The 22,005-nt window shown below is 46.8% G+C and carries 22 protein-coding genes and 1 tRNA gene; 12 read left to right on the forward strand and 11 right to left on the reverse strand.

Features of this window, described 5'->3' with window-relative positions; genetic code table 11:
* The first annotated feature begins 14 nt into the window (after nt 1-14).
* Complete coding sequence (locus FEN17_RS04125; RefSeq protein WP_138364024.1) at nt 15-431, forward strand: 6-pyruvoyl trahydropterin synthase family protein; 417 nt, start codon at nt 15-17, stop codon at nt 429-431.
* Nucleotides 391-1,080: a GTP cyclohydrolase I FolE gene (gene folE, locus FEN17_RS04130; RefSeq protein WP_138364025.1), complete on the forward strand. Its 690-nt coding sequence runs from the start codon at nt 391-393 to the stop codon at nt 1,078-1,080. Before FEN17_RS04125 ends, folE begins: the two co-directional genes overlap by 41 nt.
* A 150-nt stretch (nt 1,081-1,230) precedes the next feature.
* On the opposite strand, the gene FEN17_RS04135 is transcribed toward folE, so the two are convergent.
* Nucleotides 1,231-2,151: a sugar phosphate isomerase/epimerase family protein gene (locus FEN17_RS04135; protein WP_138364026.1), complete on the reverse strand. Its 921-nt coding sequence runs from the start codon at nt 2,149-2,151 to the stop codon at nt 1,231-1,233.
* A gap of 24 nt (nt 2,152-2,175) precedes the next feature.
* Nucleotides 2,176-3,189 (reverse strand): cation diffusion facilitator family transporter, encoded by a 1,014-nt coding sequence (locus FEN17_RS04140; protein ID WP_138364027.1) that lies wholly within the window; start codon nt 3,187-3,189, stop codon nt 2,176-2,178.
* Between the two features lie 47 nt (nt 3,190-3,236).
* On the opposite strand from FEN17_RS04140, the gene FEN17_RS04145 reads away from it, so the two are divergent.
* Nucleotides 3,237-3,782: an NUDIX domain-containing protein gene (locus FEN17_RS04145; protein WP_171037835.1), complete on the forward strand. Its 546-nt coding sequence runs from the start codon at nt 3,237-3,239 to the stop codon at nt 3,780-3,782.
* Between the two features lies 1 nt (nt 3,783).
* Nucleotides 3,784-4,398: a LysE family translocator gene (locus tag FEN17_RS04150; protein ID WP_138364029.1), complete on the forward strand. Its 615-nt coding sequence runs from the start codon at nt 3,784-3,786 to the stop codon at nt 4,396-4,398.
* Nucleotides 4,399-4,400: 2 nt separating this feature from the next.
* Here the strand turns inward: FEN17_RS04150 and FEN17_RS04155 are convergent, their stop codons facing one another.
* Both FEN17_RS04155 and surE read right to left on the reverse strand, forming a co-directional pair.
* A complete protein-coding gene (locus FEN17_RS04155; protein WP_138364030.1) occupies nt 4,401-5,966 on the reverse strand; it encodes a GH3 family acyl-acid amido synthetase in 1,566 nt (521 codons plus the stop codon).
* A gap of 14 nt (nt 5,967-5,980) precedes the next feature.
* Nucleotides 5,981-6,748, reverse strand: coding sequence for a 5'/3'-nucleotidase SurE (surE, locus tag FEN17_RS04160; RefSeq protein ID WP_138364031.1), 768 nt, complete (start codon nt 6,746-6,748; stop codon nt 5,981-5,983).
* A 113-nt stretch (nt 6,749-6,861) separates the two neighbouring features.
* Here surE and FEN17_RS04165 point away from each other — a divergent pair, with 113 nt between their 5' ends.
* Nucleotides 6,862-7,356, forward strand: coding sequence for a GNAT family N-acetyltransferase (locus tag FEN17_RS04165; RefSeq protein ID WP_138364032.1), 495 nt, complete (start codon nt 6,862-6,864; stop codon nt 7,354-7,356).
* A gap of 3 nt (nt 7,357-7,359) precedes the next feature.
* Here the strand turns inward: FEN17_RS04165 and trhO are convergent, their stop codons facing one another.
* Entirely contained in the window at nt 7,360-8,346 is a 987-nt protein-coding gene (gene trhO, locus FEN17_RS04170; RefSeq protein WP_138364033.1) for an oxygen-dependent tRNA uridine(34) hydroxylase TrhO, read from the reverse strand.
* Between the two features lie 135 nt (nt 8,347-8,481).
* Between trhO and FEN17_RS04175 the strand changes: the two genes are divergently transcribed.
* Nucleotides 8,482-9,096, forward strand: coding sequence for a deoxynucleoside kinase (locus tag FEN17_RS04175; protein WP_138365264.1), 615 nt, complete (start codon nt 8,482-8,484; stop codon nt 9,094-9,096).
* A gap of 49 nt (nt 9,097-9,145) precedes the next feature.
* Here FEN17_RS04175 and FEN17_RS04180 read toward each other — a convergent pair whose 3' ends face one another.
* Nucleotides 9,146-9,628 (reverse strand): hypothetical protein, encoded by a 483-nt coding sequence (locus tag FEN17_RS04180; protein WP_229208682.1) that lies wholly within the window; start codon nt 9,626-9,628, stop codon nt 9,146-9,148.
* Between the two features lie 156 nt (nt 9,629-9,784).
* Here FEN17_RS04180 and FEN17_RS04185 point away from each other — a divergent pair, with 156 nt between their 5' ends.
* Together FEN17_RS04185 and FEN17_RS27440 are read left to right on the forward strand one after the other, a co-directional pair.
* Nucleotides 9,785-9,982 (forward strand): hypothetical protein, encoded by a 198-nt coding sequence (locus FEN17_RS04185; protein ID WP_138364034.1) that lies wholly within the window; start codon nt 9,785-9,787, stop codon nt 9,980-9,982.
* On the forward strand, nt 9,982-10,344 hold the full coding sequence (locus tag FEN17_RS27440) for a hypothetical protein (protein ID WP_205748096.1): 363 nt from the start codon (nt 9,982-9,984) through the stop codon (nt 10,342-10,344). The genes FEN17_RS04185 and FEN17_RS27440 overlap by 1 nt, the downstream gene beginning before the upstream one ends.
* A gap of 49 nt (nt 10,345-10,393) precedes the next feature.
* Here the strand turns inward: FEN17_RS27440 and FEN17_RS04190 are convergent.
* Nucleotides 10,394-10,475 (reverse strand) — tRNA-Leu (locus tag FEN17_RS04190).
* Between the two features lie 158 nt (nt 10,476-10,633).
* Here FEN17_RS04190 and FEN17_RS04195 point away from each other — a divergent pair.
* Nucleotides 10,634-12,037 (forward strand): Gfo/Idh/MocA family protein, encoded by a 1,404-nt coding sequence (locus tag FEN17_RS04195; protein ID WP_138364035.1) that lies wholly within the window; start codon nt 10,634-10,636, stop codon nt 12,035-12,037.
* Nucleotides 12,038-12,078: 41 nt separating this feature from the next.
* Here FEN17_RS04195 and FEN17_RS04200 read toward each other — a convergent pair whose 3' ends face one another.
* Nucleotides 12,079-13,755, reverse strand: coding sequence for a PLP-dependent transferase (locus FEN17_RS04200; protein ID WP_138364036.1), 1,677 nt, complete (start codon nt 13,753-13,755; stop codon nt 12,079-12,081).
* 30 nt (nt 13,756-13,785) lie between these two features.
* On the reverse strand, nt 13,786-15,126 hold the full coding sequence (locus FEN17_RS04205; RefSeq protein WP_138365266.1) for an amidohydrolase/deacetylase family metallohydrolase: 1,341 nt from the start codon (nt 15,124-15,126) through the stop codon (nt 13,786-13,788).
* A 304-nt stretch (nt 15,127-15,430) separates the two neighbouring features.
* On the opposite strand from FEN17_RS04205, the gene FEN17_RS04210 reads away from it, so the two are divergent.
* The 3 genes from FEN17_RS04210 (at nt 15,431) to FEN17_RS04220 (ending at nt 18,874) form a co-directional block, all read left to right on the forward strand.
* Nucleotides 15,431-17,140, forward strand: a complete 1,710-nt coding sequence (locus FEN17_RS04210) for a T9SS type B sorting domain-containing protein (protein WP_229208683.1) — start codon at nt 15,431-15,433, stop codon at nt 17,138-17,140.
* Nucleotides 17,141-17,242: 102 nt separating this feature from the next.
* Nucleotides 17,243-17,599 carry a YciI family protein gene (locus tag FEN17_RS04215; protein WP_138364037.1) on the forward strand — a complete coding sequence of 119 codons (357 nt, stop codon included), beginning with the start codon at nt 17,243-17,245 and terminating at the stop codon, nt 17,597-17,599.
* 42 nt (nt 17,600-17,641) lie between these two features.
* Nucleotides 17,642-18,874, forward strand: coding sequence for an RNA polymerase sigma factor (locus tag FEN17_RS04220; RefSeq protein ID WP_138364038.1), 1,233 nt, complete (start codon nt 17,642-17,644; stop codon nt 18,872-18,874).
* Between the two features lie 2 nt (nt 18,875-18,876).
* Here the strand turns inward: FEN17_RS04220 and FEN17_RS04225 are convergent, their stop codons facing one another.
* Nucleotides 18,877-20,226 (reverse strand): WG repeat-containing protein, encoded by a 1,350-nt coding sequence (locus FEN17_RS04225; RefSeq protein WP_138365268.1) that lies wholly within the window; start codon nt 20,224-20,226, stop codon nt 18,877-18,879.
* A gap of 53 nt (nt 20,227-20,279) precedes the next feature.
* Nucleotides 20,280-21,878 carry a MutS-related protein gene (locus FEN17_RS04230; RefSeq protein ID WP_138364039.1) on the reverse strand — a complete coding sequence of 533 codons (1,599 nt, stop codon included), beginning with the start codon at nt 21,876-21,878 and terminating at the stop codon, nt 20,280-20,282.
* Nucleotides 21,879-22,005 lie beyond the last annotated feature (127 nt).

Below are 22,005 nucleotides of genomic sequence, written 5' to 3' on the forward strand. Positions count from 1 at the left end.
AAGAATACTAAAATATGGCTGAAAAGGTGGCGGTGTTCCGCAAGGAACACTTTAATGCGGCTCATCGTCTTCACAATCCGGCCTGGTCGGATGAAAAGAATGAAACCGTATTCGGCAAATGCAACAATCCGAATTTTCACGGGCATAATTACGAGCTAGTCATTAAAGTGACTGGGCCGGTGGATCCTGAAACGGGTTATGTTGTTGACATGAAGGTGCTTAGCGCTATTTTAAAAGAATCGGTGATTGATCGGTTTGACCATAAAAACCTGAACCTGGACGTCGAAGAATTTAGAAATCTGAATCCCTCCGCGGAGAATATCGCGATCGTTATTTATTCTATTTTAAGATCAAAAATTAATTCGGAGCTCGCTCTGAAAGTAAGATTATATGAAACAGAACGGAACTTTGTCGAATATCCAGCCGACTGAATTGGTTGACATTGAGGAGGTTGGGGACGATCACGTATTTTCTACCATCGAGACACCGCTGCGCAAAGATGCTTTTGCGTTGGAGGATGATATGAAAATGGAACTGATTGAAAAACATTTCCGGCACATTATGGAAATCATGGGCCTGGATATGACGGATGACAGTCTAAAAGGCACGCCTAAACGCGTTGCAAAAATGTACATCAAGGAAGTTTTCGCCGGTTTGGATCCAAAAAACAAGCCTGCCGTAACGCTTTTTGACAATAAATATAAGTATGACCAAATGCTCGTAGAGAAGGACATTGCTGTCTTTTCGAACTGTGAGCACCATTTTGTCCCGATCTACGGAAAAGCCCACGTCGCCTACATTTCGAGCGGCAAAGTGATCGGGCTTTCAAAACTGAACCGGATCGTAGAATATTTCTCAAAACGCCCGCAAGTACAAGAAAGACTCACCGTACAAATCGCCAATGAGTTGAAATCAGCTTTACAAACCGAAGACGTAGCAGTTGTGATCGACGCGCAACACATGTGTGTTCAATCACGGGGGATCAGAGATTCAGGCAGCTCGACAGTGACGGCTTATTATGGCGGGAAGTTTGAGGAGGAAGCTAGGAAGAAGGAGTTTTTGAGTTATTTGGGGATGTAATACTTGTCACCCTGAGCGGGTGTAATACTTGGTCACCCTGAGCGGAGTCGAAGGGCGCTGTTGGCTAGGCACTGTGCACTAAGCATTGTTCCTAGCCAACAGCGCCCTTCGACTACGCTCAGGGTGACAAAGTTTTTGACAGAGCCAATGTTACACCATCGGCCCCACTTTTTCCAGCAGCGCCTTAGTCGCCTTAATTCCATCATATTCCGATAGCTTACCTCCCTCATATTCAATCCCCGCGATGCCTTTGAAGCCGCTATCTTTCACGATTTTCAGGATTTTAGTATAATCCGTTTCGATGCAGTTTCCTTTTTCGTCGAAGTCGTAGGTTTTCGCGCTCACACCTTTTGCGAAGGGCATTAATTCTTTTGTACCCTGGTACCTGTCGTAAGATTCCGCGCAGCCGCCGTCTTTTCTGGTGATACAGAAGTTACCAAAATCAGGCAATGTTCCTACGTTTTTCATATTTACCTGCTTCATCACGCCCGAAAGCCACTGACCGTTTGAAGAAGATCCACCGTGGTTTTCAACGATCACATTGATACCGGTTTTCGAAGCAAATTCACCCAGTTTGCCAAGTCCCTGTACCGCCGCTTTCGCGATTTCTTCGTTGGTACCTTTTCCGAATGCATTTACGCGGATGGTTTTGCAGCCCAGGTATTTCGCTGCTTCTACCCATTTGTAGTGATTTTCAACTGCTTTGTTGCGCACGGCATCGTCCAGCTCGCCCAAGCCGCCTTCGCCGTCGATCATGATCAAATGCGCTGTTACGCCATTGTCTTTCTGTCTTTTGATCAGATCATTCAGGTAAGTTTTGTCTTCGGCTTTGTCTTTGAAAAACTGGTTTACATATTCTACAATTGAAATGCCGAATTCTTTTTTGGCAAGTTCAGGGAATTCCATGTTCGTCAGTTTCTTCGCGAAAAGCGCTTTGTGAAGCGACCATTCAGCGAGGGAAATGTCAAACCAGAGTTTTTTGGAAGGTTCAGCGAAAAGGTCGGTGAATGTGGCGGCGGCCAGCGCAGTTGCTCCTGCCTGTCTGAGGAAATCGCGTCGTGAAACGTACATTGTGGTTAGAATTTAGATTTATGTTTATTCTTGGATATTGATTTTCGCTTCGGTGTACAGCTTCTCATTTTTCACCAGCTTGGCTGCATCCCACGCAATGTCCTGCACGAAATCGTGTGCGCGCACCGGACAATTTTCGATCCGGCAAAAATAGCAACATTGGTACAGACAGGGATCGGCATGTACAAAAACTTCCGTCTCACCCGTGTGGCTGCTTTTGAGGATGTTCTCAAAATTATGGATGGTCTCATGCACCTTTTGCAGTTCCCAATAATAAGGTAATGTTAAATGACAATCAATGTGCAAATCCGAGCCATACTGCTGCGCCCGCAAATTATGTACATCGATCCAATCCGGCTTTTTATTGTCCCGCAAAGTTTGCACCACTTTTTCGAGCAGCACATCATCCACGGCATCCATCAGCCCGGCCACCGACCGGCTTGTTATCTGGAAACCATTATATGCCAGAAAACCCCCGAAAAGGATGGAGGCCACACTATCAATCCAGACATAACCTGTGAGCATGATCAATCCTACGCTCAAAATCAGAACCACACTGCTAATGCTGTCGGTCATCAAATGTCTGCCATCGGCCACCAATGCAAGTGAGTTCGTTCTTTTGCCCTCGACCAGCAGCTTGTAGCCAATCGCCGTATTGACCAGGATTGTAAATAAGATGAAAAGAGATCCCCGCGCAAGGTTCTCGATCGGAGCGGGGTACATGAGTTTCTGAACTGCCTCATACACAATAAATAGCGCTGCAATAATGATCAGCGCGCCTTCCACTCCTGCGGAAAAAAACTCCACTTTGCCGTGGCCGTAGGGGTGGTTGCGGTCTTTGGGCTGGGCAGAAAGATAAATGCTGTAAAACGCAAAACCACTGGCGATTACATTGATAATCGATTCCAGCGCGTCACTCAGAATGGCATTCGAAGAGGTAATGTAGTAGGCAAAAAACTTCAAGCCCGTCAGCACAATGCTTGCTACAAAAGACAGTAGTATAAGTCGTTGTTTGAGCTTATTTTGGTTTATTTGCATGTCGGAGTTTAACTTCGGAGGTTAAAAATACTAAGAAATTGCGGGTTATGTCCACTGAAAATAATTGGAAGACGCTTACTACTGAAACCGTTTATGAGAACGCCTGGCTGGAACTCAGTCACCGTGACGTGATTAACCCATCGGGCAACAAAGGAATTTATGGACTGGTAAAATTTAAAAATCAGGCCATCGGCGTCATTCCAATTGACGAGGAAGGCAACATTTACCTGGTCGGACAGTTTCGGTACGCGATCGACGAATACTCGTGGGAAATTCCGGAAGGCGGCGGCTTGCTCGGTACCGATGCGCTGGAAGCGGCCCAGAGGGAATTAAAAGAAGAAACCGGTTTGGTTGCCGGAAAATGGACCAAATTTGCCCGCATACATACCTCCAACTCTGCCACAAATGAAGAAGGCTTTCTTTTCATGGCCGAGGAACTCACGCAAATGGACGCCGAGCCGGAAGATACAGAGGACTTGCAAGTGTGGAAATTACCATTGTCAGAAGCCGTCGAAATGGTGATGCGCTCTGAAATTACCGATTCCCTATCTGTTTGTGCCATTTTAATGACAGCGCGGCTGAAAGGTATCTGATATGCTCGAAGCCCTTTTTTTTGGATTGCTTACCGGCATCGCGCTTTGCCTCACATTTGGTACCGTATTTTTTTCGCTGGTACAAAACAGTGTCGATAATGGTTACCAGGCCGGTGTCAAAATTGCAGTCGGCGTTTTTGTCTGCGACATTATCTTCGTTTTCTTCGCCATTTTTGGGACAGCACTTTTGCCCGACATTCCCAATTTCAAACAATGGATGGCAGGAACTGGCGTCGTTTTCCTGATAATCATGGGCCTAAACAACCTCATCCGCGGCCAGCCTAACATTGCTTACCCCAAAACAAGTCTTGGAAACCTGGTCTATTATTTCACGACGGGTTTTTTGTTAAATGGCCTGAACCCGGTCAATTTTATCAGCTGGGTCACAATTGCTTCTTACATCCGGACCAACCTGCATTATAACTTTCACCAGGTACTGATATTTTTTGCAGCCAGCGTAATCGCAGTTTTTTTAGTGGAATGCGCGATGGCCTTTTTTGCACAAAGGCTTAAAAAGGTTTTTACACCAAAAGTGGTAACTCTATTTAACAAAGTGACAGGCGTAGTTTTTATCCTAATCGCCTGTCAGATCGCTTATAGTAATTTTATTAAATAAGTTTACTCCGTGATGTAACCCTCGGTTTTCAGGAAGTTGTTCCAGTCGTCATGCAGGTAGCTTTTGAAAACGCGCGGAAATTTATTCTGGCCGCCGAGCTTGCCTTTCGATTTCATCCAGGCGTAAAATGCTTCATTCGGCAAAATCGTCACGAAAACTTCCTGCAAAGCGTGACGTCTTTCAACTGCATAATCATCATTCAACTCGGCCAGTTTTGCGTCGAGTTTTTTCTTTAACAACTCGGTATCGACATTTTTTTCCTCCACACCGATGTACCAGTGGTGCGCGAACATGGTACCGTATTCAATACCTGAAACCGTGAATTCCTTTACAGAAAGGCTCATTTCATCGGCAACCAGGTCAATCGCCCGGTTCATATTATCCACCGAAAGGTGTTCGCCGCAAAGGCTCAGGTAATGTTTCGTACGGCCGGTGATCTGGATTTCACCACGGCTTTTATCAACAAATTTGACTGTATCCCCGATCAGGTACCGCCATGCTCCCGCGCAGGTCGAAAGCAGCAGCGCGTACTCTTTTCCTTCCTCCACCTGATCGATCATCAATGTTTCAGGATGCGCGAGCAGCGTCCCGTCCGAGTCGAAATTCTTCTCATTGAATGGTATAAACTCAAAAAAGATACCATTATCGCAAACCAGGTCCATTCCCGGCGCATTTGGGCGGGTTTGGTAGGCGATAAAACCTTCGGAAGCGAGGTAGGTATTAATGTAATAAAGCGGCCTGCCCAGCAGTTTTTCAAAACCTTTCCGGTAAGGTTCAAAGGAAACCCCGCCGTGCGCGAAAACCTGCAAGTTCGGCCAGATATCGTGGATGGTTTTTACATTATAATAGGCAATGATTTTTTCCATCAACAACTGGATCCAAGCCGGCACGCCGACAATAAATCCAATGTCCCACTCCTTGGCGATCTTGGTGATCTCTTCCAGTTTCAATCCCCAATCCTGCTGCGCGGCGATTTTTTGTCCAGGTTTATAATAAGGCCGGAACCAGTAGGGGATCTGCGCAATCTGGATACCGCTCAAATCTCCCTCGAAATGTTTGTCCTGATCTTTGAGATTGGTACTACCACTTAACATCAGAAAGCCTTTTTCATACAGATCGGGCGGAAGGTCTTTATAATGTCCGAGTGACAAAATCTGGCGGATACTGGTTTTTTGTATCGCACGCGACATGGCTTTCGTCACGGGAATGTGCTTGGAAGCGGCCTCGGAGGTGCCGGAGCTCAATGCATAATATTTGATCTGGCCCGGCCAGCATACGTCCTTTTCTCCTTCGAGAGATTTATGCCACCATTCGTTAAAGATCTTGTTGTAGTCGTAAATGGGGACATTCTTTTTGTACTCCTCGTAGAAGGCGCCTTTGTCACCAAAAAGAATGCTGGAAAGCAGTTCGTCGAAGTTGTATTTCTCTCCAAACTCGGTATATCTTGCCTTGGCCAGCAATTTGGCCAGGGTCTTTTTCTGCTGCTGATGAAGGCTCGCCTTGCGACGGTTAGCAACAATGTTACTAAAATGAATTCCTTTTTTTAATAAACTCCCTACTAATGCCATAGCTGATGTTTAAATTACAAATCCCAGGTCGATAGCTTTTCTAATGCTTCATATCCCGTCAGATCATATTGACATGGCACCACCGAAATAAAATTGTTGTCCAGTGCCCAGACATCGGTATCCTCTTTTTCCGTATCGAAATTCACAAACTCGCCAGCCATCCAGAGATAACCACGACCATTCGGGTCGACCCGGTAATCAAACTTTTCCTGCCACTTGGCATGCGCCTGCCGGCAAACTTTTATGCCCGGGATCGGTAGGTCAGATCTTGCCGGAATGTTGACATTCAGCGCAATACCGATCGGAATACCATTTTCCAGCGCCGATTCCGTGATCGATTTGATAAAAGGAACTGCGTGACTGAAATCCGCATCTTCATTGAAATCACAAAGCGAAAATCCAATCGACGGAATTCCTTCAATCGCGCCTTCAATCGCGGCAGACATGGTACCCGAGTAAAGCACATTGATCGAATTATTGCTGCCGTGGTTGATGCCGCTTACGACCAGGTCAGGTTTACGATCGAGCAAAACGTAATGTTTCGCGATTTTTACGCAATCTGCCGGCGTTCCGGAACATTCATATTCAACAACATTATCAAAAATATGCGTCTCGTACAATCTCAGCGGCTCGCCGATCGTGATCGCGTGTCCCATACCAGATTGCGGGCTGTTGGGCGCCACCACAACGACCTCACCGAGTTCCTGCATGATTTCAACCAATGTTCGGATTCCTTTGGATGTGATCCCGTCGTCGTTTGTAACTAAAATGAGGGGTTTCATAAATTTCTACTTATCAAAAGCCGGAAGCGGAGCCGCGTTGCCCTGATAAAGTACGCTGGTTTTTAGGTTGATAAAATGGTTATTTGCAGTTTTAAGCGCCAAATTTAAGCAATATGCCTTCATTCACAATAAAGCCTGCGGTTGAGACCGACATCCCGACGATCATTGAAATACAGGAAAAAACCTGGGAACCGACTTACGGTGAAATCCTTAGCAAGGAACAAATCGACTATATGTTTGAAAAAATATATTCGAGTGACGCCCTGAAAAGCCAGATGACAGAAGGCCAGCATTTCCTGATTTTGCTCAACAACAATACGCCGGAAGGCTTCGCATCCGTCTCGGATGAAGGTGCCGGAAAGTTCAAATTACATAAAATCTATGTACTTCCTTCGACGCAGGGAACCGGGGCTGGTAAATATTTGCTTGCTGAGGCTGAAAACTATGTGAAGTCGCGGTCGGGAAAAATTCTGGCCCTGAATGTGAACCGGTACAACAAGGCCAGGACTTTCTATGAGCGGATGGGCTACCAGGTTGTGGCCGAGAAGGATATCCCCATCGGCCCGTACTGGATGAATGATTTTATTCTGGAAAAAGAACTGTTTTAAAAGCTAGCTAACCTGCGCCTGCTGGGCCAGCTTCATTTTCTTAATGTTCTTTTTCTGGCTTTTCAAACCTTGAAGTGGGTGATAATGATTGCTTTGGCTCACGTAGTAGCCGGTGCCGTCGTAAGTTCTTTTGCCGGGATGCGCCTTACATTCCGGTGAGCAGGCGCCCTCCATTTCTTCGCCGCATTTGTGGCAAACCGGCACGTGTGTGTTGCATTCCGCATTCGCGCAGTTGATCATCCGGTCGCAGGGCTCGTCGCAAATGTAGCAGCGCGAAATTACAGTCGGATTTACTTTATTGACATCGACGGTTATGCGATTATCGAAAACATAGCATTTACCATCAAAATTCTCGCCGCCTTCTTCCAGTCCATAGCGGATAATGCCGCCGTGAAGCTGGTAAACATCCTGAAATCCCTGCTCCAATAGATATGCGCTGGCTTTTTCGCATTTGATACCGCCGGTGCAGTACGTCACTATTTTCTTTTCTTTCAAATGCGCGATCTCATGAATGTGCTCCGGCAGCTCGCGGAGGTTATGCATATCAAATGTGATCGCCCCCTTAAATTTGCCCACTTCATGCTCGTAATCAGAGCGCATATCCACCAAAACCACATCGGGATCGTTGATCAGCTTTTTAAATTCCGAGGGCTCCAAATGCTTACCGGTACGTACCAGCGGATCTACACCCAAATCAGAATTCACAATTTCATCCTTTACACGCACATGCAATTTTTGAAAAGCCACCTGATCGTGCTCCTCTATTTTAAACTGCACATCCCTGAACCGCTCATCCGACCGGACGTAATTCATATAAGCCTCACAAGCCTCAGGCGTGCCCGAAACGGTACCATTTAACCCTTCCGGCGCGATAATGATGCGCCCAAGCAAATTATTTTCAACGCAAAAAATATGGTGTTCGTCCCGGTAAGCCTCAGTGTCGGCAATCGGAGCGTAGTAATAATAAAGGATAACCCGGTAAGGCTTCATTTCTTTGGTCTTTAAATCTCAATGGAGGAAAAACGGATTTTCCACGCAGTTCTGTTCCTCAAATCGACCGCAAATATACAAAATAGGATATTTTTGTCCGCGACTCATCACGTTCGCTTCAAACTTTACCAGCTCATGCACATTGCGATCGTCGGAAATATCGGTGCCGGAAAAACGACTTTAACCCAAATGCTGGGTGAATATTATAAGTGGGAAGTCATGTACGAAGCCGTTGAAGGCAATCCTTATCTCGCTGATTTTTACCAGGATATGGGGCGCTGGGCCTTTAATCTGCAAATATTTTTCCTGAACAGCCGTTTTGCGCAGGTCCAGAAAATACGTGCTACCACGTATTCGACCATCATTCAGGACCGTACGATTTATGAAGATGCTTACATTTTCGCCCGCAACCTCCACGAGTCGGGCGTCATGACCGACCGCGATTACCAGACTTATCAGTTGCTGTTCGATTCAATTATCCGTAGCGTTTCGCAGCCCGACCTGCTCATTTATCTCAAAGCAGATATTCCAAAACTGGTTTCACAGATCAAAAAGCGGGGGAGGGACTTTGAAGCGGAAATTTCACTGGAATATCTTTCCGCGCTGAACAATTACTATAATGATTTTGTAGCAAGTTATGATCACGGAAAGATCATTGAAATTGATGTAAACGAAATGGATTTCGCAGCAAACCCGGACGATTTTCAATCGATTATTACCAGGTTAAACAAGGAATTGTTTTATGTTTAAAAACAAATTCCAAATTTGCTTAAACTGAGTTTGAGGATATGCAGATTAATTAGAAAAGACAAGCCAGCGCCTGCCCGAACTTGACCGATTTCTGCTGATCCAGGCTGAAAACCTTGTGATCTTCTGGCAGGAGGATCTCGACTTTGGTAACATCCCGCATTTTTTCAATCTCGCGAGGGCTCAGCGGCGCGGATAAGGTGAAGCAGGTTTTCCAGCGTGTGCGGTTTGAGGTGGTGGCGTAGAGCGAGAACTTCCCCTTTTTGGTGGTAAATTTCACCTCAGTAAACATAGGGACGTGAAAAACGAGGTCAATGTTCTCATTGCTGTAACTGAACATTTTCTCATCCCCCTGGCTCGACAAGGTCAGGTATTCGTTCTTACCGCCAAGCGGAATATTCTGATAATGAATCGTTTCGTTATTCGACTCGCTTATTTTCTCCTTGCATTGCGCAAAACAGGCACCATCAAAGCGACAAACCAAACAAAGCAGGACAAGCGTCCCGATCATCCTTTTGATTGTAAACGTTTCCAAACCAAATTAGAGGGTTGAGTTGAGTATTTTGAAGGTTTAAAGATATTAATAGAAATCCAGAAACGTTTCCCGAAAACAGGAAATTTCTATGATTCAGTTTGAAAATATTCATTATTATTGTGACAATTATTTCACATTATAAAACTCCTGAAATCTATGCACACCTTCCAGATTCTTTTCTATTTGGTTTCCGCAGCCACAATCGGGCTAGCCTTCTATTCTCTTTTTACACTAGTCAAAAAGGTTTTCAGTCCTGAAATCCGACTCACAAACCGTGAAACCGGCAAATCAGTGATACTTCCCAGGCATCACTACAACGGTTTGGCTAAAAAAATCCTTGAAGTAGTAGAGTAATGGAAGTGAAGGCTAGAAAAAAGAAAAAGCCTTCAAAATTCAGAACTGAGACAGTTACCCTCCTGACAACTTTTTTTAGCGGCATCGTTTATCAATTTCCGGATCGCTTTCCCAGAGAAATATTTTCGTTTCTGGCTGCGCCATTGAGCTATGTCTTGCAGTTTATATGGATCAGGTTATACAGTTTTCTGGATTTGAAGCTTGTGACATATAAGCTCAATTTGTATATCCATGAATTGGAATGCGAGAAGCGGATACTCGGCAAGAGTAAAACGAGGCAGCTCGAAATTGATCAGGAAATTGCTGAATATCGGAGGACTTTGAAGAGGAAACGAATTGAAAATCTGGATCTTGATGGTTAGTATAAACACAAAAAAACTGCATCCGAGAAATCGAATGCAGTTTGCAATGTGACCAGAAGGAGAGTCGAACTCCTATACCCGAAGGCACTACCCCCTCAAAGTAGCGTGTCTACCAATTCCACCACCTGGCCGAGGATTCAGGATGCAAAAGTAGTATTTATCTCTTTTGACGCAAGCGCTTGCTAAATGTTTTTTCCAGCAATTGATTTATTGTTGTGCCAATTAACCGACTTGCCTGAAATGTTAGTATTTTCAGGATTGGTACAATGTATATCTCACTTCTGAACCTATGCCTAACCACTCTCAAAACAACAGACGGGATTTTATTAAAAAATTATCAGGCGGCGCCATGCTTGCCGCTAGTCCGGTGCATGAGCTGCTTGCCGGAAATGCACCCAAATCAACTTCGCACGAACTCCCCTGGCTCAACCAGAAAATCGCGGCCAACGACCAGATCCAGATTGCCTGTATCGGTACCGGTATTATGGGAATGGGCGATACCCGCACGGCATTAATGGTGCCCGGTGTGAAGCTGATGGCAGTTGCCGACGTGTACGACGGCCACCTGGTGCGTGCCAAGGAATTGTTTGGAAAAGACATTCAAACCACCCGTGATTATTCCGAAATCCTCGGCCGTAAAGACATTGATGCGATCATTCTTGCTACGCCGGATCATTTGCATTCGCAGATCGGAATTGAAGCTTTGAAAGCCGGGAAAGCGGTTTATTGCGAGAAGCCGATGGTGCACAAGATCGAGCAGGGTTATGATATGATTAAAGCGCAGAGCGATTCCAAAAAGACTTTTCAGGTTGGTAGCCAGCGTGTTAGCTCTATTGTTTATGCCAAAGTAAAAGAGCTTTACAAAGCCGGTGCGATCGGCGAGCTCAACTTTGTGGAGGTATACTATGACCGGCATTCCGCCCAGGGAGCCTGGCAATATTCCATCCCGCCGGACGCCTCGCCGCAAACCGTTGACTGGAACCGTTTCCTCAGCAACAAAGCGCCAAAAATGCCTTACGATCCGCTCCGCTTTTTTCGGTGGAGAAATTATCAGGATTATGGTACCGGTGTAGCAGGCGATCTATTTGTCCATTTATTTTCAGGAATGCACTACATTCTGGACAGCAAAGGCCCGACGCGTATAATGACCAGCGGTGGGCTCCGGTACTGGAAGGACGGTCGTGATGTGCCGGATGTGATGGTGGGAATTTATGATTATCCGAAAACCGCTTCGCACCCAGCATTCAACCTGACATTGCGTGTGAATTTTGCCGATGGCTCAGGTGGTGGCTCTGGTTTCCGGTTTGTGGGTACCGACGGGCAGATCACCTTGCAGGGAAACACCGTGACAGTAAAGAAAAAGAAAATGGCGAAAGCGCCGGGTTATACCATCGACACTTTTCCAAAAGAGTTACAAGACAAATTCCTGGCTGAATATCAGGCAAAATATCCGTCAATCCCTGAAATGTCGGATCCTGAAATGGAGGAATACAAAGCACCAAACGGCTACGACGACCGCCTCGATCACTTTGCTTTGTTCTTCGATGCCATGCGCGGAAACCGGACCATCATAGAAGACGCTACTTTTGGTCTCAGGGCCGCCGGGCCAGCACTGCTGTCAAACAAAAGTTATTTTGAGAGCACAGTAGTACACTGGAACCCGGATGAGATGAAAATTGTGAAAGCGGTTTAAATAAAAAATCCCGGATGAAAATCCGGGATTTTTTATGATTCCTAGGTCGATAGTGGCCGCCCTGCCGGAATGTTGATCCTTTGCTTCCCGGTTGGGAATGCTGCTTTTTTCGCTTTGAATTTTGCAGTGACATATTCTACCATGTCAATTTCCCCCGTGATTGTGTCGCCGGAAAGTTTGCCGTAGAATGTCATTACCACATTGTCGCCCGGAACGCTGTACCGGCTTTGGAAACGCACTTCGTCGCCGTCGATATTTCCCATGAGCTCGCGGGTTGCGAATTCACCTTTGTGGGTTCCGTACAGATAATTCCCATCCTGTTTTTCGATCAGGAAAGTATGTTTGCTGGTACTGGTGTAAAATTCAATGTCCACATCCCAGCGACCGAGAATGTCGCCAGCGGGAGCCTTCATGACCGCTGCGGCTTTTGGGGCACTGCGTTTACGGGTCAATATTCCGTGAATTCTTTCCGCAACAATTTTGTCATTACCTGGCCCCATCATATAAGCGGCGATCGTGATCGAAGTCAGTTGCGGCCCGGCGTTATCTTGTCCTCTTCTGTAACCCGTTCCTACGGCCACCCTCGGCTTGGTCGTTTGAAGCTCGTCGGCAACTTCCTGACCTGTAATGTTGAGTTTTGCGGGGTCCCAGCTTACGGTGAGGGTAGGGGTAGCATTGTCCAGCGCACCTTCGGCCGGTTCTTTCACAGCCAGTTGCACGCTGTCGATACCCGTGAGTTTTTTGGAAATCGTATCCAGCCAGGATACCCACGTTCTCATTTCCGCTTTGTGGTCACGCACTGCCCAGGCTTCCACTGCCGCCAGCATTCCGATCACTTCCTCCCGACCGATCTTATTGTCGCGGCAAGGTCCGTGGTGCGGCGCGCTGGCCTGCCAAGCCGACATCAAAACATCCTTACTTCCCAGCATTAAACCGGCACATTGCGGTCCGCGGATCACTTTTCCGCCGCTGTAAGCAACTACGGAAGCACCCGCTGCCAGGTGAATGTTCGGGTTCATTGTAAGACGCTCAGCAGCAGCATCTACCAGAACAGGTACACCGGCAGGCTTCGCGATTTTTGCCACCGCAGCCACCGTCCACGGCTCTTCACCCACCATCATATAAATCATCGCGGTGCGCGGGTTGATCGCTTTTTGCAATTCTTCGATCGTTTCCACAGTGATAATTTTTACACCGCAGTTGCGGATCGCGTGGTCATATACATTGCGTGAATTTCTCGGAATGATCACTTCTGTTTTCTCAAAACCTTCCAGATTCGGGATGCGGATCAGTTTTTCAGGGTTACCGCCTGAAATGATGCCTGCCGTAATTTCATTCATACCCGCCGCACAACCGGCAGATACCATGCCCCATTCTGCACCGGTAAGTTCTGCAAGACGCTGTCCCACACCAAATGCCAGCTCGTCGATCTGCACATTGTACTGGCAGGCAAATTCCATCGCCTGTCTTACTTCCGGCAGTTCAATCGAAGCACCAATGATCGTAAATGTTCCCCGGCAGTTGATAATGGGTTCAACACCAATGGATTGATAAATCTGTGGCCCTGCTTTTAAAGGTCCGCCGGCCGATACTGCCGCGGCCGCTTTGTTAAACCAGTTCTTTGGCATGCTGCTCTCCGCCTTCGCTTCCAGCCCGCTCACCAAACCACCGGCCAGGGGCACCATAGCCAATTCTTTTAATATTTCTCTGCGTTTCATTCGGATATGAGTTTACTATTTTAATGAGAGCTAGGGACGATTGGCGGGCTGCTGATCACCGCCCTGGCGTGCACCAGCGGGACGCTCGCGCGGTGGCAGGTTGATCGGATCGACAAGCGCATTCAATGTGTACACAACGCTGCCGCCTTTAATCGTCAATTCAGTTTCAAGTCTTTTCTTGCCTTCAATTTTTCCGTCACGTGCGTAAAAACCAAATTTACCGTCACGCACATTCAGAACAGCTACATCGGCTGGAGCGCCCACCGAGAGGTTGCCCAATTCTTCATGTCTGATTTCTTTTGCAGGGTGCCAGGTACTGGCGGCAATCACGCCTTTCAGGTCCATCCCCATTGCCATAAACATAGACATAATGTTGTTCATATCTTTCATCGCCCCATTCATACTGCTCGTATGCTGGTCAGTGCTGATGGAATTTGGAAAAAAACCTTGTTTCAGAGCAGGTTGGCCCTGTGCAAGCAAGAAACTTGCGCCTCCGAACCCTACATCAAAAATGACCCCTTTTTTCTGCGCTTCGATTGCATAGGGTTTCACTTTATTGGTTTCGGTATCCACGATAGATTCGCGGCCGCGTCCGCTGTTGTTGCTGTTACCACCAAAGCAATGCGTGTAAATGTCGCCTGGACGTAACCTTTTCAGGTATAATTCTTCCAAAGGTAAAACCGGATTGGAACCGCCGAAATCAACCATAATCGGAATATTCGCCAATTTTCCGGCTTCCAGCGCGCGTTCTGTCGGTGTCCAGTCGTGACCGTTAAAGTGTGCGAGTTTTACGCCGACAATGTTATCCGGATATTTTTTTGCCATTTCAGCCGTCTTGGCCGGGTCCATTTCTTCCAAGCTGTTTTCGAATTTACCGCCCGCCATACCTTCGCCCACAATGTTCAGCATGGCGAAAACACGTGTCTTGGAAAGGTCAATGGTTTGTTTTTTAAATGTTTCGAAGGTTTTCCAACCCGAACTTCCTGCGTCAACCACGGTTGTCACGCCGGAGCGGAAGGTAAATCCGTCGGGCTGCAAACCATTCGGACCGTTGCGATAGGTACCTGCCAGATCAGTGCCCCAGAAATAATGTACGTGGATGTCAATAATGCCTGGCGTCACATATAAACCTTTGGCATCTACCACCTGTTCGCCGAGGTTTTTGTCAATGTTTTTGGCTACCAGCGCAATCTTGCCGTCGGTACCGCCGGGCGTTCCCTCAATCGCCACGTCCATGATGGCGTCAATGTTGTTTTTGGGGTCGATCACATGCCCGCCTTTGATCACAATGCTGTATTTTTTCTGCTGCGACAAAGCGGGTTTAACCAAAAATAAAAGCAGCAAAAAGGGTAGAAAAGTGCGTAAGCGCATCATTTGTTCATGGGTTTAGTATAATAATGTGATCCCTGAAAATGGTCAGCGATCCTTGAAATCAGGACATAGAAAACAAAGTCAAACCCCCATCCTTATACTACATTTATTTTCATTTCTGGATTTTCACGAAAGAAAGTACAGGCTTTTTTGTAAACATTAAATACAAAACATCAGTAAGTGCCATATTTTACCAATAAAAGAATGTAGTTTTTACTGGAATCCGACGCAACAGCCGGATTGCACCATGCGTAATGACTCTGCAAACCTGCTGTTTATGAAAAACCCTTTACTTCTGATCATAATGTTCCTGCTTACATGCCCGGCGCTGGCCCAGGTCGATTGCAGTAATGTGGGTTTTAAACAGGGAACCACTGCGGGCTGGACACTGAGTTACGGCACCGTTTCGGACGAAAATCAGCAGACCAACTTCTCCCCGGAAATCACCGGGACGCAGAACAGCGAACATGTAATCACAAATATCCGAGACGGAAACGATCCGAAGATTCCCTCGATACCGATGGTGGCGCCTGGCAGCACGCATTCCATCCGCATCGGTAATGTGAACGAGGGAGGACATTATTCAAGGATCCGTACCAATTATAAAGTGACGGCGGATAATTCGCTTTTTCAATACAGGTTCGCAGTGGTACTTCAAAACACGGGTTCCGAAGGCCGCGCCAATCACGAACCTTATCAAAAGCCTGGTTTTGATATCCTCATTTTTGATAATAACGGCCAGGAATTGCCGTGCAGCAGCTACGACATTCAGTTGCAGGGTGCCGCTACGGTCGACGGTTTCCAGGCATCCGGCGATATTCAGTACCGCAACTGGACCACCGGCGCCATCGATCTGCGAAATTCGGTTGGCAAAACATTAACCATCGTGGTAACCGCGCACGGCTGCACGCGGATGCGGCATTTTGGTTACGCTTATTTCGATGCGGAATGCTTGAAATCTGAAATAAAAGCCGCTTCAAATTGTCCCGACGAAAACGGTTTCCTGACTTTGATGGCGCCGTCGGGATTTACAAACTATCTGTGGAGCAATGGTGCCAAGACCCAGAATGCGCAGGTAAAAGCGAATGTGGGTGAAAAATTCAATGTAAAATTCTCGCCGCTTGGCAGTCTCGACGAAAGCTGCGCGCTGAGCCTGGATTATACGGTTACATATAAAAAAAGTACGGCGGTAGTTTCCGATACGATCTGTGAGGGGGATACCTATGCTTTGGGAGATACCATCCTGAGGACCAGCGGCGTGTATGTCCGGAATGTGAGTAAAAGTAATGTTTGCGACAGCACTGTGACCTTAACGCTCACAGTAAATCCGGTAGGGAATTACACCCAGAAAGTACAGATCTGCCAGGGCGAAACTCTGGCTGTGGGAGATAGCATTTATTCAAAATCAGGCACTTACACCAATCATATTCCTCAAAGAACAGGGTGCGATAGTCTGGTAACAACCGTTTTGGAAGTTGTTGAACTCGCATTGTCTGTCTCGCCTACGCTCTCGATCACGCAGGGTGATAGCGTGCAGGTACAATCATTTGTCAATCCGACCGGCGAGTATCTGTATCATTGGTCGCAAACAGGTTTGTCCTGCACCGATTGCCCCGACCCCTGGGCATCCCCGGTAACTTCTACGGTTTTTGAGTTGCAGGTAACCGACCCGAATGCGGTTTGCAACAAAACCGCCAAAGTGCAGGTGTACGTGAAACCATGCGGCATCGACGCCCCTGGTGCATTTTCCCCTAATCACGACGATCTCAACGAAGTGTTTTTTGTGTACGGAAATAAATGTGTAAAAATGATCCGCGAAATGGCAATCTACAACCGCTGGGGCCAGGTCATTTTCCAGAAATCCAACTTCGCCGCCTCTGACCCTGCTTTCGGCTGGGATGGGAGCTTCCACGGCCAGCTTTCCCAGGCAGGAGTTTATCCCTATAAAATCAAGGTAGAGCTGAACAATGGTTCGTTTCTGGATTACGACGGCACAGTGAATTTGCTGCGGTAGTCTGATATTTTTCAAATTTTTTTTAAATCAATGTCTTATTCCGTCAGGCCCAATTGTAATGATGGTGAAAATGATTTTTGATCAACTAAATTTTTTGAAAAAATGGACGAATACATTGTTTTTATGAGGCTAGACCTCATCACGAAAGATGCGCAGCCGTCACCAGAGCAGTTGCAGGTTTACATGCAGCAATATCAGGACTGGGTAGGAGGGATCGCTGCCCAAAACAAATTCGCAGGCGGTAAGGGACTTTCCACCGAGGGTAAAGTAATAACATTCAACGACGTAGTAACCGACGGCCCTTTTGTTGAACTCAAAGAATCGATCGCCGGCTTCATCATTATCAAAGCGGAGAGCCTGGAAGAAGCAACCGAAATGGCCCGCGCCTGTCCGATTTTGAAAGGTGAGGGTAACAGCGTGGAAGTCAGGATGATCACCACCGTGCATCCGCAAGCTTAGTTTATCCAAAAAAAGAACTTCAAACAATCCCGAAACCACACCTTGACCACACTCATCCCGCACCTCTTCCGCACCGAATACCGGAAAATCGTTTCAGTGCTATGCCGCCGGTTCGGTTTTCGGGAAATCGAAACCGCGGAGGACATTGTGAGCGATACTTTTCTGACGGCCGCGCAGTCGTGGGGTATTGAGGGTGCGCCGCCGAACCCGGCAGGCTGGCTCTACGAGGTAGCGAAGAATAAAGCCAGGAATTATCTGCACCGGCAGTCGATTTTAAATGATAAGATTTTGCCTGAAATGCTGGGTTGGGAATCAAAATTCGATGAAAATGAAATCGATTTGTCGCCGGTGAACATTAACGATAGTCAGCTGCAAATGATGTTTGCGGTCTGCCACCCGGCCATTTCAGCAGAATCGCAAATTGCGCTTTCGCTGCGGATTTTGTGTGGTTTCGGGATTGAAGAGATTGCTGACGCGTTCCAGCTGAGCAAGGATACCATTAATAAACGATTGCTGCGGGCCAAGGAAAAGTTGCGGGAAGCTAACATTCCGATAGAGATGCCGGATACCGGCGAAATTAGCGCACGGCTGGAACCGGTGCTGACTACCATCTACCTGCTTTTCAATGAAGGATATTATTCGGTCAGCAAGAATAAAGTACTGCGGAAAGATCTTTGCCTGGAAGCCATGCGCCTCTGTACGATGCTGATTGAAAATGCGCAAACCAATGAACCTCAGGTAAATGCACTGCTTTCATTAATGTGCTTTCACGCATCCCGGTTCGAAGCCCGTTTAAATGGCGAGGGCGCATTGGTCATTTACGAGGAGCAGGATACCGATCTTTGGAATACGGATCTAGTGAGTAAAGGTGGTTATTTTCTGCGCTGCGCTGCGGGTGGCAAAACATTATCGCGGTACCATCTGGAAGCGGCGATTGCGTACTGGCATACAGTTAAAACAGAGGGTTCTGAAAAGTGGGAGAATATCTTACAGTGTTATAATCAGCTTTTGCAGCTGCATTATTCGCCCGCAGCGGCCCTGAGCCGAACCTATGCGTTTTCAAAAGTACATGGAAAAGAAGCGGCGATCCGCGAGGCCGAAAAGCTCGGACTGACTGGAAATCATTTTTACCATCTGCTCTTAGGTGAATTATCGTTTCCTGCCGATCCGCTAAATGGTCAGGAACATTTTAAAAAGGCTTTGGCCCTGGCGAAAACAGAAACCGAGAAGCATGCCATTTTGAGAAAATTGAGGCAAAACAATTTGCCAAAATAATTTTAAACACGGGTACCCTTTTTCGCCGCCTTTGCCGCGCGTGCTTTTCGGAAGCGATCGAAGAAAAAGCTGTTGATCCGGATAAAGATCAGCAAACCGATCAGAATGAAAACCGCATTCAGCTTGTAAGAAAAGCCATTAAATTCCTCATTTCCCTTTAAATCAAGCTTATATCGCAGCCAGGTACGCTCTACCGTCGTAGTCGGTTTGTCAAAAGGCAGGGCTTCGTCGTAAATCGGTTCGACGATAAATTTCCCAGTGGTATCAATGTAGCCGTATTTGTCATCGATGCGCACCATCGAACGGCCATTGTTGTAGTAGGAGGCGAAGTCGTATTTAAGTGGCGTCCTGATCTTCCCGGATTTGTCAATGTGGCCAAATTTTCCGTTTATCGCGACTGCTGAGCGATCTTCTTTGGTAAATCCCGTCGCTTCGTCGTACAGGAATGCGATGCGGGTTTTGCCGCTTTTGTCAATGCAGCCCCATCTATTATTCTTTTTTACCCAGAACAAACCGTTGGTTGGCTTGCGGGTATCGGTGTATTCAAACGGCGTGACCATGTCGCCGGTGAAAACATTCAGGTAGCCGAATTTATCACCATATTTCACCCGCTCCATGCCCTGCCCGGAAAACTCGTAGGTCGGGTCAATGTCGTCCAGCGCCACGGGCACTTTCAGGATCATGTTTTTATCAATGATGCCGAACTTGCCCTGGTAGCTGAAATGATAAATGTATTTGGAGCTCTTGATTTCCTTCTCGATAAACGGGCTGAAATTGAAATTAAGAATGTAGAAATCCCGGCCCTTTCCCCAGAGCACGTCCTCCCGCGTATCCTTGCCGCAAAGGTGCCTTACTTCGGCTTTGGAAATCAGAAAGTCATTTTTGAAATACTGGATCGGCATTTTGTAGATCGTATTGCCTTTGGTATCAATGTAAGACAATCCAAATTGTTTTCCCGCGCGGTAAATGACCCAGGTTTTTCCATTACGAAAACGGTCGGTAGAAACATAAACCGGCGGCACAATTACTTTCCCGGACATATCAATAAATCCGTGCTGACCTGCATTCGGATCACCTTCCATGGCTACAAACTCAGCCAGCCCGTCAGCAAAATCCCCGATGTCCTTGAATGCCGGCGTCAACTTTTTACCTTGCTGATCGACCAGCCAGGTTTCGTATTTTTCGCATTTCACAGTGATTTTTTTGACCACAAAAACATTCCCATACTGCCGGTGCTCCTGGTAATCTTTTAGCCAGGGCTTATTGTCGGCAGGGCCGGGTTGTGCCGCTGCGGGCTGCACATGAAGTAAGATGATCAGAAAAATGAAATACCGAAATGCCGATTGAAACATCAAAAAAGGGAAATTGATGGTAACTAAGTGGCTAATATAAAAAACTCAGCCATTCAAATACCACTGCCGGTTACATTAATGTTGCCCGATTTTCTCGCCAGTTTAAAGGCTTCCTGCGTCACTTCGGCCGGGTAACCGTTCAATTCCAGTATCCTGATCGCATTCGTATTAGTCAGCACGCCGGGTTTGATCTGGTAGTCGAAATGAATGTCATCATTTTCGACTACCTCGGTAAAATGGTAGGCGCTGAATGTATCCCGCAACAAATCGGCCAGTTCAAGATCATGTGAGGTTACAAAAACAATGTTATCCGCCCCGCTTAGATATTCCAGTACCGCCTTCCCGGCTGCAATGCGCTCCACGGTATTGGTGCCTTTAAAAATCTCATCGAGCAAAAACAAATTGGCATCACCCGACCGGCTCTCGTTCAGTAATGCTTTGACGGCCAGCACTTCCTCAAAATAGTAACTCTTCTCGCTCAGCAAATCATCCGAGATACGAATGGCAGAATGCACCCTCAGGAGCGGAATTTCAAACTGTTTTGCGAAGCAAGTACCGATCGTCTGCGCCAGGATAGCATTGATCCCGATCGTACGGATGAATGTCGTTTTGCCCGACATGTTGGAACCGGTAAGCAGCGCAGATTTTTGTGCAAGCGTAATCGAGTTAGGCACCCACTGGTCGATTAGCGGGTGATATATGTCGCTGGCAGTCAATGTATTTTTATTTCCTTCCAAATTTGGAATACAAAAATGCGGCAGATCTTTCCGAAGAAAATCAATCGATAACGCGACGTCGATCTCTCCGACAAAATTAAAAATCTGGTCGATCTCCTTCCGCTTCTTGTCCAGTTGGTCCAGCACGTGAAAAAGCACCAGCGGTTCGATCAGAAAGAGCGCTTTGACCAGTTCCAGCAGATAATCCACTAACTGCCCGATTTCGCTTTGCAATTTGGCTTCCATTTTAAAAAGCGACATAGCCGCCCCAAGACTATCAATCGCCGAGATGGAATCCTGAATCTCCGGCTCCGTTTTGCCAAGATCATTCGATTCGGCGAGGTTTTTCGCAACCTGCGTCAATAATGATAGCTGCGAAACCGAGCTGCGATACATGTAAAGGTTGTTTTTATTCCAGTAATGAAAACCAAAATTGATGGCCAGCAAGATAATCAGCGCAATGAATGCCTGCGGAACAAAGAATAACATTAAAACAGCAAGCACACTGGCTACGGAAAGTGCCGGGACAATCCCGAACCAAGCTGGTTTTCGCATGTGCTCTTTCAGAAACAACGCGGGGAGGTTGTAGGCATCATCACTTTGCAGCCTGGATAATTGTAGCAAAATGCTGCTCTTGGTTTCGGGATTCTTGTTCAGACTTTCAATACATTTTTCGAAACGCTGTGCGTGCTGCCCGTCCCGCGGAATGGTCCTGATCGTGTGATATAGTAGTTGCTGGCCGATTTTCGAAGTTGTGCGGTCAATGAACATGAATATTTCGTCCATGTCCAGGTCGCTGAATGTGCGGTCGGAAATGATTTGGTGAAAACCTGCTTTATCCGATAGTTTGAAGAATTTTTCGATGCGGAAGAAATCAAAGGTTTCTTTTTTGATTTTACCAAAATCCTCCGTTCCCTTCTTTATGCTTTTGAACATCGAGCTTTATATTTTAATTAATCGGATAAAACCCAAATTCACCGTCCGTCAACGTACGTAAACTGTTCGAAATCGGACAGAAAAATATGTGTAAAAGGCTGTAGCGAATTGGGGAACGGGAAGTTAC

It is taken from the genome of Dyadobacter luticola (assembly GCF_005860805.1).
Lineage (GTDB): Bacteria > Bacteroidota > Bacteroidia > Cytophagales > Spirosomataceae > Dyadobacter > Dyadobacter luticola.

Bases quoted from the DNA above. Each gene is read 5' to 3' on its own strand.
- FEN17_RS27440 (WP_205748096.1), top strand. From the start codon at position 9,982: ATGGAAGTGAAGGCTAGAAAAAAGAAAAAGCCTTCAAAATTCAGAACT.
- FEN17_RS04200 (WP_138364036.1), bottom strand. From the start codon at position 13,755: ATGAAACGCAGAGAAATATTAAAAGAATTGGCTATGGTGCCCCTGGCC.
- FEN17_RS04225 (WP_138365268.1), bottom strand. From the start codon at position 20,226: ATGTTTCAATCGGCATTTCGGTATTTCATTTTTCTGATCATCTTACTT.
- FEN17_RS04230 (WP_138364039.1), bottom strand. From the start codon at position 21,878: ATGTTCAAAAGCATAAAGAAGGGAACGGAGGATTTTGGTAAAATCAAA.
- FEN17_RS04165 (WP_138364032.1), top strand. From the start codon at position 6,862: ATGCCTTCATTCACAATAAAGCCTGCGGTTGAGACCGACATCCCGACG.
- FEN17_RS04135 (WP_138364026.1), bottom strand. From the start codon at position 2,151: ATGTACGTTTCACGACGCGATTTCCTCAGACAGGCAGGAGCAACTGCG.
- FEN17_RS04155 (WP_138364030.1), bottom strand. From the start codon at position 5,966: ATGGCATTAGTAGGGAGTTTATTAAAAAAAGGAATTCATTTTAGTAAC.
- FEN17_RS04215 (WP_138364037.1), top strand. From the start codon at position 17,243: ATGGACGAATACATTGTTTTTATGAGGCTAGACCTCATCACGAAAGAT.
- surE (WP_138364031.1), bottom strand. From the start codon at position 6,748: ATGAAACCCCTCATTTTAGTTACAAACGACGACGGGATCACATCCAAA.
- trhO (WP_138364033.1), bottom strand. From the start codon at position 8,346: ATGAAGCCTTACCGGGTTATCCTTTATTATTACTACGCTCCGATTGCC.
- FEN17_RS04125 (WP_138364024.1), top strand. From the start codon at position 15: ATGGCTGAAAAGGTGGCGGTGTTCCGCAAGGAACACTTTAATGCGGCT.
- FEN17_RS04150 (WP_138364029.1), top strand. From the start codon at position 3,784: ATGCTCGAAGCCCTTTTTTTTGGATTGCTTACCGGCATCGCGCTTTGC.
- folE (WP_138364025.1), top strand. From the start codon at position 391: ATGAAACAGAACGGAACTTTGTCGAATATCCAGCCGACTGAATTGGTT.
- FEN17_RS04205 (WP_138365266.1), bottom strand. From the start codon at position 15,126: ATGCGCTTACGCACTTTTCTACCCTTTTTGCTGCTTTTATTTTTGGTT.
- FEN17_RS04140 (WP_138364027.1), bottom strand. From the start codon at position 3,189: ATGCAAATAAACCAAAATAAGCTCAAACAACGACTTATACTACTGTCT.
- FEN17_RS04145 (WP_171037835.1), top strand. From the start codon at position 3,237: ATGTCCACTGAAAATAATTGGAAGACGCTTACTACTGAAACCGTTTAT.
- FEN17_RS04175 (WP_138365264.1), top strand. From the start codon at position 8,482: ATGCACATTGCGATCGTCGGAAATATCGGTGCCGGAAAAACGACTTTA.
- FEN17_RS04185 (WP_138364034.1), top strand. From the start codon at position 9,785: ATGCACACCTTCCAGATTCTTTTCTATTTGGTTTCCGCAGCCACAATC.
- FEN17_RS04210 (WP_229208683.1), top strand. From the start codon at position 15,431: ATGTTCCTGCTTACATGCCCGGCGCTGGCCCAGGTCGATTGCAGTAAT.
- FEN17_RS04195 (WP_138364035.1), top strand. From the start codon at position 10,634: ATGCCTAACCACTCTCAAAACAACAGACGGGATTTTATTAAAAAATTA.